Source organism: Natronorubrum thiooxidans (assembly GCF_900156475.1).
GTDB classification, from domain to species: domain Archaea; phylum Halobacteriota; class Halobacteria; order Halobacteriales; family Natrialbaceae; genus Natronorubrum; species Natronorubrum thiooxidans.
In genome coordinates this window covers 131264-143489 of record NZ_FTNR01000008.1, presented here as the reverse complement: position 1 = coordinate 143489, position 12226 = coordinate 131264, and the positions used below count along the sequence as shown (strand labels likewise).

General features: G+C 64.2%; 13 protein-coding genes. 5 read left to right on the top strand and 8 right to left on the bottom strand.

Going from position 1 to position 12226, the window contains the following annotated elements; genetic code table 11:
• Positions 1 to 42 precede the first annotated feature (42 nt).
• The 4 genes from BW940_RS12390 to BW940_RS12375 form a co-directional block, all read right to left on the bottom strand.
• Positions 43 to 510 (bottom strand): DUF6691 family protein, encoded by a 468-nt coding sequence (locus tag BW940_RS12390; protein ID WP_076609526.1) that lies wholly within the window; start codon positions 508 to 510, stop codon positions 43 to 45.
• A gap of 1 nt (position 511) precedes the next feature.
• Positions 512 to 1000 (bottom strand): YeeE/YedE family protein, encoded by a 489-nt coding sequence (locus BW940_RS12385; RefSeq protein WP_076609525.1) that lies wholly within the window; start codon positions 998 to 1000, stop codon positions 512 to 514.
• Between the two features lie 181 nt (positions 1001 to 1181).
• A complete protein-coding gene (locus BW940_RS12380; protein WP_076609524.1) occupies positions 1182 to 1979 on the bottom strand; it encodes a M14 family metallopeptidase in 798 nt (265 codons plus the stop codon).
• Positions 1980 to 2115: 136 nt separating this feature from the next.
• Positions 2116 to 2607 (bottom strand): DUF309 domain-containing protein, encoded by a 492-nt coding sequence (locus tag BW940_RS12375; protein WP_076609523.1) that lies wholly within the window; start codon positions 2605 to 2607, stop codon positions 2116 to 2118.
• A gap of 107 nt (positions 2608 to 2714) precedes the next feature.
• On the opposite strand from BW940_RS12375, the gene BW940_RS12370 reads away from it, so the two are divergent.
• From BW940_RS12370 to BW940_RS12355, 5 genes are all read left to right on the top strand, one after another.
• The gene (locus BW940_RS12370) at positions 2715 to 3032 is read left to right on the top strand and encodes a hypothetical protein (RefSeq protein WP_076609522.1); all 318 of its coding nucleotides are present in this window, start codon (positions 2715 to 2717) and stop codon (positions 3030 to 3032) included.
• 111 nt (positions 3033 to 3143) lie between these two features.
• Complete coding sequence (locus BW940_RS21500; RefSeq protein WP_159440167.1) at positions 3144 to 3287, top strand: hypothetical protein; 144 nt, start codon at positions 3144 to 3146, stop codon at positions 3285 to 3287.
• A 107-nt stretch (positions 3288 to 3394) separates the two neighbouring features.
• The gene (locus BW940_RS12365) at positions 3395 to 4312 is read left to right on the top strand and encodes an ABC transporter substrate-binding protein (RefSeq protein WP_076609521.1); all 918 of its coding nucleotides are present in this window, start codon (positions 3395 to 3397) and stop codon (positions 4310 to 4312) included.
• A gap of 319 nt (positions 4313 to 4631) precedes the next feature.
• Positions 4632 to 7337: a DNA mismatch repair protein MutS gene (mutS, locus tag BW940_RS12360; protein WP_076609520.1), complete on the top strand. Its 2706-nt coding sequence runs from the start codon at positions 4632 to 4634 to the stop codon at positions 7335 to 7337.
• A gap of 128 nt (positions 7338 to 7465) precedes the next feature.
• Entirely contained in the window at positions 7466 to 7918 is a 453-nt protein-coding gene (locus BW940_RS12355) for a YbhB/YbcL family Raf kinase inhibitor-like protein (protein WP_076609519.1), read from the top strand.
• Positions 7919 to 8033: 115 nt separating this feature from the next.
• On the opposite strand, the gene nucS is transcribed toward BW940_RS12355, so the two are convergent.
• The 4 genes from nucS to BW940_RS12335 form a co-directional block, all read right to left on the bottom strand.
• Positions 8034 to 8816 carry an endonuclease NucS gene (gene nucS / locus BW940_RS12350; protein WP_076609518.1) on the bottom strand — a complete coding sequence of 261 codons (783 nt, stop codon included), beginning with the start codon at positions 8814 to 8816 and terminating at the stop codon, positions 8034 to 8036.
• A 117-nt stretch (positions 8817 to 8933) separates the two neighbouring features.
• Positions 8934 to 9815, bottom strand: coding sequence for a bisanhydrobacterioruberin hydratase (cruF, locus tag BW940_RS12345; RefSeq protein ID WP_076609517.1), 882 nt, complete (start codon positions 9813 to 9815; stop codon positions 8934 to 8936).
• Positions 9808 to 10680, bottom strand: a complete 873-nt coding sequence (locus tag BW940_RS12340) for a prenyltransferase (RefSeq protein WP_076609516.1) — start codon at positions 10678 to 10680, stop codon at positions 9808 to 9810. The genes cruF and BW940_RS12340 overlap by 8 nt, the downstream gene beginning before the upstream one ends.
• Before the next feature lie 13 nt (positions 10681 to 10693).
• Positions 10694 to 12190 (bottom strand): phytoene desaturase family protein, encoded by a 1497-nt coding sequence (locus BW940_RS12335; protein WP_076609515.1) that lies wholly within the window; start codon positions 12188 to 12190, stop codon positions 10694 to 10696.
• Between the last annotated feature and the right edge of the window lie 36 nt (positions 12191 to 12226).

Sequence of the window (12226 nt, the reverse complement as noted above, 5' to 3'; positions counted from 1 at the left end):
GAGTCCGTTCGGACGACGGTCAACAAAAAACGAAGCGGCGGGTCAGTCTGCCGTCGTCGTCGACGAGCGCTGCTCGGCTCGTGTCGACCGCCAGAAGCCCTGAATATATGCGCCAACGAACATCCCGAGGATTCCCCAGAGAATGGCGTAGTTGCCGATGCCGAGGCTGGCGTAGGCCGCGCCGGGACAGATCCCCGACAGGCCCCAGCCGACGCCGAAGATGCCGCCGCCGATGACGACGTTCTTATCGAGCGTTTTCAGCCGTCGAACGTAGGTGTCCCCCGTCAGTGGAGCCGTCGTGCGGATCTGTTTGATACCGAAAAAGGTGATGCCGGTCACGATCGCTGCCCCGAACATCACGAACAGCAGCCCGAAATCTTCGAACTGCAGGAAGCTCAGGACGACCTCCGGCTGGGCCATCTGGCTAAAGCCGAGTCCGAACCCGAAGAGCAGCCCGCCGACGAAGATCAGGGGCATGAACAATGGATGTTGCTCGTGGTCGGCGGCCATACTACGGGCTCACCCCCAGTGCCTGTACCAGCTGTGCCACACCGATCGCGACGAACAGGAACGTCGCGACGCCGACGAACGACGTCCCCGAGACGGAACCGACACCACAGACGCCGTGGCCCGACGTACAGCCCTTGCCGACGCGGGTCCCGATTCCGACGAGGACGCCGCCGATCAGGAGTCGCCACCACTGCACGTCCGTCGTCCAGATCCCGTCCTGAAAGGCCAGCGCGTAGACGGCTGCACCGGCGACGATCCCCAGCGTGAACACGACACGCCAGTCACGCGAGGGCCGATACTGCTGGAACCGCGAGAGACTCGAGCCATACGAGAGCGTCGACTCGAGGAAGGTGCTCGCGCCGGCGGCGATACCGGTCCCGAGGTAGATCACGGCGGCCCCGAGACCGACAAATAGGCCGCCGATGGCGTAGTGGCTGATCCCGTTGGGGAACAGCTCTGCCAGCATGGCGACAAGAAGCGTTGCAATCATACGCAGCCGAAGGAGACGGGAGCGTATCAACGCTCCCCACGCGGGGAAACTTGTGTCTATCTACGACGGCAGCTCATCGGCTCCGCTCCGACTGCCAGCGTCAGACGGTCCGCTGTCAGTCAGTTCTGGGCGACCGCGAATCCGCGTGCGGTCACTCGGGAACCAGCAACAGCAACCCGTCTCAGTCCGCGGCCGGCGGCGTCGTCAAGATATCGAGTTTGTCGGCGGCGTAGCCAAAGACGTCACGGTACCCGTTCGGGGACATGAGAACCGGATAGAACGGCTCGTCGGCGACCTGCATGTTGCCGTCGGCAGCGGCGAACGGGTCACCGGCGTCGACCTCAGTGAAGTTATCGACAAAGACCTCGTAGGTGTTGGCCTGTGCTTTGCTGATGACGTCGGTGAGCTGGTAGACCGGCAGGTCGCGAGCCACGGTATCGCCGGGCAACGCACCGACGGCCGTCAGGAACGATCGTGTCAATCGGTCCGCGTTCTGGGCGGCTGTCTCCGACCCCTGCAGTCCACACTCGACTTCGATCGTGTCGATCTCCGAGAAGAGTCGTCCCTCCGCAAAGTTGCTCGTTTCGACCATCGCCGCCACCGGCAGCTGTGGCACCAGCTTCCGTGCGGTCTCGCTGACACCGTTGACGATCGCGAACGGATCGGCATGGCTCTGGGTCGAGTGCATCGAGAACGTGAGACAGTCCTCGAGTTCCTCGACGAGTCGGTGAGCGAGTTGCGCTTCGTGGGTTGTTGCGTCCGGGTGACCGGGGAACGTTCGATTCAGATCCTCGTCGACGAACCGCACGCGTCGCTCGAGGGCCGCCTCGTTGGCGACGATCAGCTTGACGGGCCGTTCGACGGTCGGGCGTTCGTCGAGCAACCGCTCGACGGCCCGGACGCCACAGGGTTCGTCTCCGTGGATCCCTGCAACGACTGCGAGTTCCGGCGTTCCCGACCCGAGCTGTGCAACTCTCATTATCACATGGTTGGGCTCTGAGACCAAAGGCGATTCGGTCTCTCACGAGTGCCGATAGGCGGGTACGGTATGCTGTGGGATTCGTGGGTGTGCGGGGAGCTGAGAGCACTGGGGAACCTGTAACCGGTTCGAACGGTCACTCCTCGAGTGATTCTGCGTACTCGAAATCGACCGCTCGAGCGGTCGGCCGCTCGCCGTCGAGCGACAGGGTCCAGTCGTCGAGCCGACTCGGATCCTCGATGGCGTTTGTCAGCGTGGTCCGGACCTCGAGGACGTCGACACCGTAGTAATCTCGGGGGATGCCCCTGAGATACTGCAGTGCCGTTTTGAAGAGGCTTCGCATCCCATCGTCGTTCTCGAAATCGTGGTGTTTGTAAGCACCAGCGGCAACCTGAACCATTCCGTGCGCGAAGGCGCTCTCGGTCGTGCCCCGGCCGTAGTTGTACCATTCTGCCTCGAAACAGTCGTGGGACTCGTGGAACGCACCGGCGTTGTAGAGACGGACGCCGTGGACCACTGCCCGCCGAAGGGTCCCGTGTTCCCAGCGGTCGTCGTCGGCGAGCCAGCCCGTCGGCGTCGCGGATCCGGCCGGTGGTGAGACGGTCGGATCACGCGTGTGCTCGTCCATGCTCGGCGTTGGACGAGCCGACGGGTAAGCACACCGCCACTGCGAGGCCAACGCGACCTGCTGGTGCGAGCCAAACCGTGTAGGACAAGCCGTCCGAACGAGACCACATGGAGACACGATGGGCGACTATCGACGGTGTGCACCTCGAGTTGCCCACCGACTGTACCGTCGACGAGCTTCGAATGGCCTTCCGCAAGCCATGCGATGCAGTGTTGATCGCGGTCACGGGAGATCTCGTCTCGGTCGTCCACGATGAGGAACGCCCGCTTGCGGAGCTGGTCGCCGGCTGTGCGGACACGTACTATTTCAGCCGGCCCGACGAACCCGCTCGAAACGAGGTTCTGGCCACGCCGGAACTCGAGTCGGCACTCGAGGAACCGACGACCGACGAGACCACCTTCCAGCGACCTGGGATCGATCACTGAGACAGCCTGCTGTCACGGTGTCCCGACGAACCCGCAGAGCGGGTCGCGGCTGCGCCGGCACTGACTGACAGAAGTACGTCTGCACCCCGTGGTCAACAGGAGAACTGAGACGTGCCGACAGTAACAGAAGACAGGACTCGTGTACAGAACACATCCGTGCTCGAGTCGCTCTCGCCGGCGGAGCAGTTCACCGTCGACGACGTTCGAGAGGATGTAGCCGATTCCGATTACAGCGTTCGCCTCGCTGATCCGTAAACAGGTAGGCGTGCGTACGAAGACCGCTCGTTCGGTCGAATTACGTAACTAACTCTGGTTACAGGCACACCCAAAATTATATCTCTTTCGCACCGAACGTGGTATCTATGACGATACAACGACGAACGTTCATCGCTGCGATCGGCAGTAGTGCCGCAGTTGGACTCGCTGGGTGTGCAGTTCTCAGTAGTGACGATGACAACGACGATAATGGAGCGGGGATTCGCGGCGACACGCTGACACTCACCACGACGACGAGTACCTACGATACGGGGCTGCTTGACGAACTCAACGCGCCGTTCGAAGACCGGTACGGCGTGACCGTCGACGCCGTTGCACAGGGAACCGGCGCTGCACTCGAGACCGCACGGAACGGCGACTCGGATGTGGTGATGGTCCACGCCAGATCACTCGAGGACGAGTTCATGGAGAACGGCTACGGTGTCAACCGACGTGATCTCATGTTTAACGATTTCGTCGTCGTCGGCGGATCGGACGACCCTGCGTCGATCGACGGGAGCGACCAGGTCACGGCTGCAGTGACCGCCATTGCCGATTCGGAGTCGATGTTCGTCTCTCGCGGTGATAGCTCGGGAACGCATACGAAAGAACTCGAGATCTGGGAGGAAGCGGGACTCGATCCCACCGATTTCGGGGAGTGGTATATGGAAGCGGGACAGGGAATGGGCGAGGTACTGGCCCAGGCCGACCAGCAGGGCGCGTACACGCTCGCCGACCGTGGGACGTTCCTATCCATGCAAAGCGACCTCGACCTCGAGATTCACGTCGAGGGGCCGATCGAAGATGGACCGGAACGACTCATGAATCCGTACGGCATCATCGCCGTCAACCCCGCAGTCCACGAACACGTCAACTACGACCTCGCGATGGCATACATCGGTTATGTTACGGGAGCCGATGGCCAGAAGCGGATCGAGGAGTACACCGCTGACGGCGAACAACTGTTCTTCCCGGAAGCACTCTCGGAAGAGCCGAACTTCGAGCAGTACGTCCCCCAATCGTAACAACTGATCGGGATTCTCGTCGCCAGCCGGGTGTCGCTATCCAGCTCTGTGCAGGTTCCGTGGCTCGGTCTCCGTGCCCCACATCGATGCATAGCGACGAGAATCCCGATGAGACGGACTGCTGTCAGTCGTCCGCCGGTGTCGTCGACGCCCTGCTCGCCGTCGGATTCGGCCGTTGGGAGCCGACTCGAGGTCGGCGAGCGTCTCGAGTCCACCACCCGGCTGCCGATCGCGATCGACGTCCCGAGGTCACTCTCGAGTGCGCTCGAGCGCGGTCGATCCAGCAAGCTATTTCAGCATTCGAGGGTGGGTTCTCCATATGGATCCGGCGCTTGGCCCGCCCGACGCGATGGCCGAGAAACGCGACGAGCTGACGCCGATGATGGCGCAGTATCACGATCTCTGTGCGCGCTACGACGACGCAATCGTGCTCTTTCAGGTGGGGGACTTCTACGAGACGTTCTGTGGAGCCGCCGAACGGACCGCACGGCTGCTCGAGATCGCCCTGACCAGCCGCGAGGACTCCACCGGCGAGTACCCGATGGCCGGGATTCCGATCGACAACGCCGAGTCGTACATCGAAACGCTGCTCGAGGCGGGGTATCGGGTCGCCGTGGCGGATCAGGTCGAAGAGCCCGGCGAGTCACCGGGGGTCGTCGAACGGGCCGTTACGCGCGTCATCACGCCCGGGACGCTCACCGAGGACGAACTGCTCGCCAGCGACGACAACACGTTCGTCGCGGCGCTGGCTCGTGGGCGCGACACTGACGAACTCGCACTCGCCTTGCTCGACGTCTCGACAGGCGACTTTCTCGCGACGAGTTCGGACTCGAGCGAGGCCATCGCAGACGAAATCAGCCGATTCGACCCCGCGGAGGCCGTCGTCGGTCCCGACGCACCCGATGCCGTTTTCGACCAGCACTGTATGGTGACGCCGTTCGAGGCGGCCGCGTTCGACCGCGAGCGCGCTGGGGACACCGTCTTACGATACTTCCGCAACCCCGACGCCTTGCTCGCGAGCGACGCCGAGGTTCGGGCCTGTGGGGCCGTGCTCTCGTATGCGGAGTACGTCCGCGGTGGCGACCATGAGGGCGAACGCGACACGACGCTCGACGACGAGACCGTCGAGTCCGACGGCGAGACGGCCGCCGACGACGCGGACCGCCGCCTCGAGTACATTACCCATCTCACTCGCTACGATCCCCGCGAGTACCTCCTGCTCGATGCCGTCGCCCTGCGCAGCCTCGAGTTGTTCGAACCGCGCGCCGTCGGCGGCACCGAGGACGCGACGCTCGTCGGCGTCATAGACGAAACGGCGTGTGCGCTGGGCGGGCGCACACTCAGAGACTGGGTTCGCCGACCCCTGCTCGAGCCCCGCCGAATCGAGGCGCGACTGGACGCCGTCGAGGAGTTGACCGCGGCGGTCCAGCGCCGGGAGACACTCCACGACCTGTTGCGGAACGTCTACGATGTAGAGCGACTGATCGGCCGGATCTCCCGCGAGCGGGCGAACGCAAGAGACCTGCGCTCGCTGCGGGAGACGCTGGCCGTCGTGCCCGACATCCGGGACCAACTCGCCGACGCCGACTGCGACCGACTCCAGGAACTGCACGCGGATCTCGATCCGCTCGTCGATGTGCGTGAGCTGATCGACGACGCCATCGTTACCGAGCCGCCGATCGAGATCACAGAGGGCGACATCATCGCCGAGGGGTACGACGACGACTTAGACGAGTTGCGCGGGATCGCCCGCGAGGGCAAACAGTGGATCGACGACTTAGAAGACGGCGAGCGCGAGCGCACCGGCATCGACTCGCTGAAAGTCGGCTACAACTCAGTCCACGGCTACTATATCGAGGTGACGAACCCGAACCTCGACGCCGTCCCCGAGAACTACGAGCGCCGCCAGACGCTGAAAAACTCCGAACGGTTCGTCACCCCGGCGCTCAAAGACCGCGAGGATCGGATCGTCGGGGCCGAAGAACGAGCCGACGAGCGGGAGTACGAGCTCTTCTGTGCAGTTCGCCGAACGATCGCCGAAGAGGTCGAACGAGTTCAGGCACTCGCCGACGCGCTCGCGACGCTCGACGCGCTGGTCTCGCTTGCGACCGTCGCCGCACAGTACGACTACTGTCGCCCTGAGATCCTCGCAAACGATGACCAGCACGGCCTCGAGATAGATATCGAGGGTGGTCGCCACCCCGTCGTCGAGCGGACCCAGGAGTCGTTCGTCCCCAACGACGCACACCTGACCGACGACCAGCGGCTGGCGGTGATCACAGGGCCGAATATGTCCGGTAAATCGACGTACATGCGCCAGGTAGCCCAGATCCTCTTGCTGGCACAGGTCGGCAGCTTCGTCCCCGCGAAAGCTGCGAGACTGACGCCCGTCGACCGAATCTTCACCCGCGTCGGCGCGAGCGACGACATCGCCGGCGGTCGGTCGACGTTCATGGTCGAGATGGACGAACTCGCGACGATCCTGCGCGAAGCCGACGAGCACTCGCTGGTTCTGTTAGACGAAGTGGGCCGCGGCACGTCGACCGCGGACGGCCTCGCCATCGCGCAGGCGATCACCGAGCACATCCACGACGCGGTCGGCGCGACGACGCTGTTTGCGACCCACCACCACCCGCTGACCGAACTCACGGCCGATCTCGAGGCCGCGTTCACGCTCCACTTCGAAGTCGAGCAAGCCGATGGCGAGGTCGTCTTTCACCACGAGATCGCGCCCGGCGCGGCGACGGGCTCCTACGGCGTCGAGGTCGCAACCGCTGCGGGCGTGCCCGAAGCCGTCGTCGAACGGTCGCGTGAACTCGTCTCAGCGGCCGCAGAGCCAACGGACGATACCGGTGAACCGACAGTCACGGACACCGACTCGAGTGCACCGACGCAGGCGACGGCCGATGGCGGCGCGGTTCCGCCCGCTGTCGCCGCCGAACTCAGCGAGCTCGAGCTCGCCCATCTCACACCAGTCGAGGCGCTGACGGAACTCGATCGGCTGCAACGGTTGCTCGAGGAGTGAGGCGGCCGGACAGATGAGGCCAGTTCCGGGACCGATCTGACTGGAAGTTTCTTTTCCGTTCGCGTGGGACGACCGACCACACCGGCGTCGACGCCGGTCACGAGTCGACGCTGGGGGGGAGTCGAACCATGTCAGACCTGACGCTCACGAGCACGGCGTTCGACGACGGTGAACGGATTCCCGACCAGTACGGCTACACCGAAGCAAACGTCAACCCGCCGCTATCGATCGACGGCGTTCCCGACGGCACCGAGTCATTGGCGCTCGTCGTCGAGGATCCCGACGCGATCGAGCCGGCGGGGAAGGTGTGGGATCACTGGGTCGTCTGGAACATCCCGCCGGATCAGCGGATTCCCGAAGACTGGCACCCCGACGACGCCGACGAAGGAACCAATGACTACGGCAGTCCCGGCTACGGCGGCCCGAACCCGCCGGATCGCGACCACACCTACGAGTTCACGCTCTACGCGCTGGACACGACGCTCGAGCTCGGGGCTGAGACGGACGCCGATGCCCTCGAGTCGGCCATCGAGGGCCACGTCCTCGCGGAGACACAGCTCACGGGGACGTACCCAGCCTGATACGGCCTGCTGTAACGATGTACCGGTGCGACCGCAGGGCAGTCGCGGTTGCACCGGAAATGACTGACAGGAATCCGTATGAGACTGCGGTCGTCTCACCGCAGCCAGCGCCGCCCTACTCGCTCGTTGGCTCGAGGGAAACGAACTCGAGGCCGTGATCGACCAGCAAGCGGTCGGCGCGGTCGGTCACGGACGGGGCGACCAGAATTCCGCGGACCTCGGCGTCGGCGTGCAGGTCGCGCTCTAAGGCGTCGACGTACCGCCGGAGTTGGCCGACTGCATCCGGGCCGACGCGGCGGCGCTTGAGTTCGACGACGACGGTTCGGCCGGCCGCGTCCTCGCCGTAGATGTCGACGGCACCGGCGGCCGTCTCGCGTTCGGTCGCAAGCGGCGTGAAGCCGGTCTCGAGCAGCGCTGGCTCCTCGAGGATTCGCTGGCGGAGGTCCTCCTCTGTTCCCGACAGCGCGATGTCGTTCTCATCGGTTCCCGAAAACGCCGAGACCTGCACCACGTTCTGGAAGCGAACGCACAGTCGCTCGTCGGGCGTCGATCGAACGCTCTCGATGACGAGCACGCTCTCGCCCTCTGCCCCGTCTTCGTCGCCGGCGGGATCACAACTGACGGCGTGTGTACAGCCCGGTGGCTGCCAGTTGACCGGCTGTTGGCCCTCGTCGGTGTGGACCAGCGCCGCCCCGTCGGGTTTGAGCATGACGTGGCGATCGCCCGCCTCGAGCGTGCTCGAGGCACGGCCCTCGTAGTCGACGGTACAGCGGCCGAAGACGGTCACGAGTGCCTCGCGGTCGATCCCGTCGGCGATCGCCTCGCGGGCGGCGTCGACGGCGGGTTGCTCGAGGGTGACGACCCGGGCGGACGACGGTGTCGGTGTGCCGGAACTCACTGTCACAGCGTAGCTGTCGGGCGAACAAAAACAGTCCGGACCGCTGTTCTCGTGCTCGAATCAGCACCTGCCCAACCCATGGGCTGTCGTCTGCAGTTGTAGACGGACGTGCCCTTCTCAGGAGCTCTCGTCGCCGACGAGACGCGAGGGAACGGCCCGCCAGACCAGATCGCGGTCGTAGCGGTCGGTCCGGAACAGGCCGAGACAGAACAGCCCGGAAACGCCAGCAGCCAGCCAGTTGCCGTACAGGACGTTTATCACGCCCCACAGCAGGACGAAGCTTACCAGATCGTCGAGGATGAACTCGCAGGTTCGGACGCGCTCGAGCAGCGACTCGCGGTCGAAGGCGAGGTCGACGAGGACGACGGCGACGGTGCCCGAGATGAGCCAGCCGACGTAGTTCGACACCGGAACGCCGTAGTAGCCGCCAGCGGGGACGAACTCCCAGAATCCGATCGCGACGGCGGCCGGATCGAGGACGAGATCGATCGCGACGACGGCGGTGATCGCACTGAGGAGTCTGATAACGTGGTTGTCGCTCCACTCGTCGAGGACCAACAGCGTGAGCAGGTAGGCGTTGAGCACCAGCGGAATGAAAAACAACGGCAAGGCCAGTGGGACCTCGCCGAACAGCATCGGCCCCAGTTGGATCGTGTACTCGAAGGCACCGTAGGGCCAATTCGTCCGCACCCCGACGACCTCGATCGCGTAGGTGTATGCCGTCAAGAGGCCCAGACAGCCGAGTGCCCACCAGCCAATTCGGGGAAGCAAGCCAACGACCAACGGCGAGCGCATCACCATCGTGCCAAAGAGGATCAATAGCGGGTTGTACGCAAGCGGCGATGGCAGGAGTCCTTCGGCGCTTGCAACCAGTGTCACCGCGCCGATGAACGGAAAGACGACGGCGATCGTAAAGCGATTCTCGAGAATGAGCGCCTCGAGGCGTCGCTGGACGGTCGTCCGCGTCGTGTCGGCCGCTACCGCGCTGTGGTTATCCATGCAGGACCCTCCAGAGGCCGCCCATCGTCAACGCCGCACCGACGACCGTGTTGATCGCCGGGAACCACCAGTAGGCTCGATCGACGGCGACGCTCGAGGCGACGATCACCCCGACGAGGGCGGGGTAGACGAGCATGAGCGCGCCGAGACGGGGATCGAGCGCACCGAACGCGAGCGCGCTGGCGAGCCAGACGAGGCCACAGTAGACGTAGGTCCGCCGTTCGCCGAGGACGGTCGCAGTCGTTTCGATCCCCGTTTCGCGGTCTGGTTCGATGTCGGGGATCGCCGAAAAGGTGTGCATCCCCATCGCCCATAGCCAGCCGCCGAGGACAGCCAGTAGGGGGGGCTGGCTTCCCGCGACGGCGGCGTACGCTGCGGCCCCCGGCATGATGTAGAGCCCGTTCGAGACCGAATCGAGCACCGGCGTGGTCTTGAACCGGACCGGTGGGGCGCTGTAGGCCGCCCCGAGGACGAGAAAGCCCGCGAGCCAGGGCCATGCCGACGTCGGGACGAACGGAAACAGCCCCAGCGGTAGCAGCGCACAGAGCGCTACGGCAATGGGAACGACCCGCTGCCCGCGATAGCGGGCCTCCTTCGTCTCCTTTTTTGGGTTCGCGGCGTCGATCTGGCGGTCGTAGATGTCGTTGATCCCGTAGAGGAAGACGTTCCCCGGGACGAGGAAGTAGGCGAACAGGACAATCACGGCTGGTGCGAACAGCTCGCTGGTGGTGTCGGCAGCGTACACGGTCCCCACGAGTACCGGCCCCGCCAAATAAAGCCAGAATCGGGGCCGCGACAGCGTCAGCAGGTACGACAGCTGTCTGGTGAGCCCGCCGTCGCTCGAGGCTGTCGATCCCGTACTCATAACAGCTTCCCGATCACTGTCCTGCTGGCTGGCCGTAATCTTCGAGGACGGTTTCGGCAGTCAACTCGCCACTGATCAGACACATCGGCATGCCGATGCCGGGTGTCGTGTCGCCACCGACGAAGTAGAGGCCATCGACCTCTTTGGAGCGGTGTGGCGGCCGGAACAGCGCCGTCTGCCGAAGCGTGTGGGCCAGTCCGAGCGCCGTGCCGTCGTAGCTGTTGTACCGGCTGGCGAAGTCCTCGATACAGAACTGTTCTTCGAAGACGATTCGGTCGCGGAGGTCGGTCCCGGTGTTGGTGGCGATATCCACGAGAATCTGATCGCGGTACTCCTGGCGGATCTCGGGGGTGTCCTCGAGGCCCGGAGCGATCGGCACGAGGACGAACAGGGCGCTGTGGCCGTCGGGGGCGACGGTGTCGTCGGTCTCGGAGGGGACACAGCAGTAGTAGGCGGGCTCGTCGGGCCAGGCGGGATCGTCGAAGATCTGCTCGAAGTGGTCCTCCCAGTTGGTCGGGAGGACGAGCGTGTGGTGGGCCAACTCGTCGACGTCGCCTTCGACGCCGAGATAGAGCAAGAACGCGGACGGCGCGTACGTGCGCGACTCCCAGTAGTCGGCGTCGTGACCCCGCGATTCGGGCGGCAGAAGCTCCTGTTCGGTGTGGGCGTAGTCGCCGTTGCTGACGACCAGATCCGGCCGCAGCGGGCCCTGTGGCGTGTCGACGAGAAACGCGCCTTCGCGGCCTTTGATCGCCGTCGCCGGCCGGTTGGTGTCGTACGTGACACCCAGCTCGCGTCCGAGGTCGACGAGCGCATCGATGACTGCCCCGATCCCACCCTCGGGGTACCAGACGCCGAGGTTGAAATCGACGTGGCTCATCAGATTGTACAGCGCCGGCGTGTTCGTCGGCGAGCCGCCGAGAAACACCAGCGTGTACTGCATGATCTGCTGGAGCTTCGGGTGCTCGAAGTAGTTCTCGACGTGACCCTGCATCGACCCCAGCAAGGACAGACCACGGGCCTGTCTGGCTACGTCCAGCGTGAGGTAATCACGCAACTGCGTGCGGTCCTCGTAGACGAAGTGTTTCATACCGACCTCGTAGTTCTCGCGGGATTTGTCGAGGTAGCGCTCTAAGGCCTCACCCGCGCCGTCTTCGTAGTTTTCGAAGACGCGTTTGGTTCGCTCGAGGTCGGGCGTAATATCGACTGCATCATCATCCTTGAAGAAGATCCGGTAATGTGGGTCGAGATGGGTCAGTTCGTAGTAGTCCGACGGCGTTCGGTCGAAGTCGGCGAAAAACCGCTCGAAGACGTCGGGCATCAGATACCACGACGGTCCCATATCGAACCGGAAGCCGTCTTCCTCGAGGCGGCTCGCTCGGCCGCCGAGCTGTTCGTTTTTTTCGATGACGTGTACGTCGGCACCTGCATCGGCGAGATAGCAGGCCGTCGAGAGGCCGCCAACACCAGCCCCGATCACGACGACGGACTCATCAGCCAGCGATTGCATATTTGTACATGAATGGTGGCTCGCTCATAAACGTGG

Bases quoted from the DNA above. Each gene is read 5' to 3' on its own strand.
- BW940_RS12365 (WP_076609521.1), top strand. From the start codon at position 3,395: ATGACGATACAACGACGAACGTTCATCGCTGCGATCGGCAGTAGTGCC.
- BW940_RS12370 (WP_076609522.1), top strand. From the start codon at position 2,715: ATGGAGACACGATGGGCGACTATCGACGGTGTGCACCTCGAGTTGCCC.
- BW940_RS12375 (WP_076609523.1), bottom strand. From the start codon at position 2,607: ATGGACGAGCACACGCGTGATCCGACCGTCTCACCACCGGCCGGATCC.
- BW940_RS12380 (WP_076609524.1), bottom strand. From the start codon at position 1,979: ATGAGAGTTGCACAGCTCGGGTCGGGAACGCCGGAACTCGCAGTCGTT.
- BW940_RS12335 (WP_076609515.1), bottom strand. From the start codon at position 12,190: ATGCAATCGCTGGCTGATGAGTCCGTCGTCGTGATCGGGGCTGGTGTT.
- BW940_RS12390 (WP_076609526.1), bottom strand. From the start codon at position 510: ATGGCCGCCGACCACGAGCAACATCCATTGTTCATGCCCCTGATCTTC.
- BW940_RS12355 (WP_076609519.1), top strand. From the start codon at position 7,466: ATGTCAGACCTGACGCTCACGAGCACGGCGTTCGACGACGGTGAACGG.
- BW940_RS12340 (WP_076609516.1), bottom strand. From the start codon at position 10,680: ATGAGTACGGGATCGACAGCCTCGAGCGACGGCGGGCTCACCAGACAG.
- cruF (WP_076609517.1), bottom strand. From the start codon at position 9,815: ATGGATAACCACAGCGCGGTAGCGGCCGACACGACGCGGACGACCGTC.
- mutS (WP_076609520.1), top strand. From the start codon at position 4,632: ATGGATCCGGCGCTTGGCCCGCCCGACGCGATGGCCGAGAAACGCGAC.
- BW940_RS12385 (WP_076609525.1), bottom strand. From the start codon at position 1,000: ATGATTGCAACGCTTCTTGTCGCCATGCTGGCAGAGCTGTTCCCCAAC.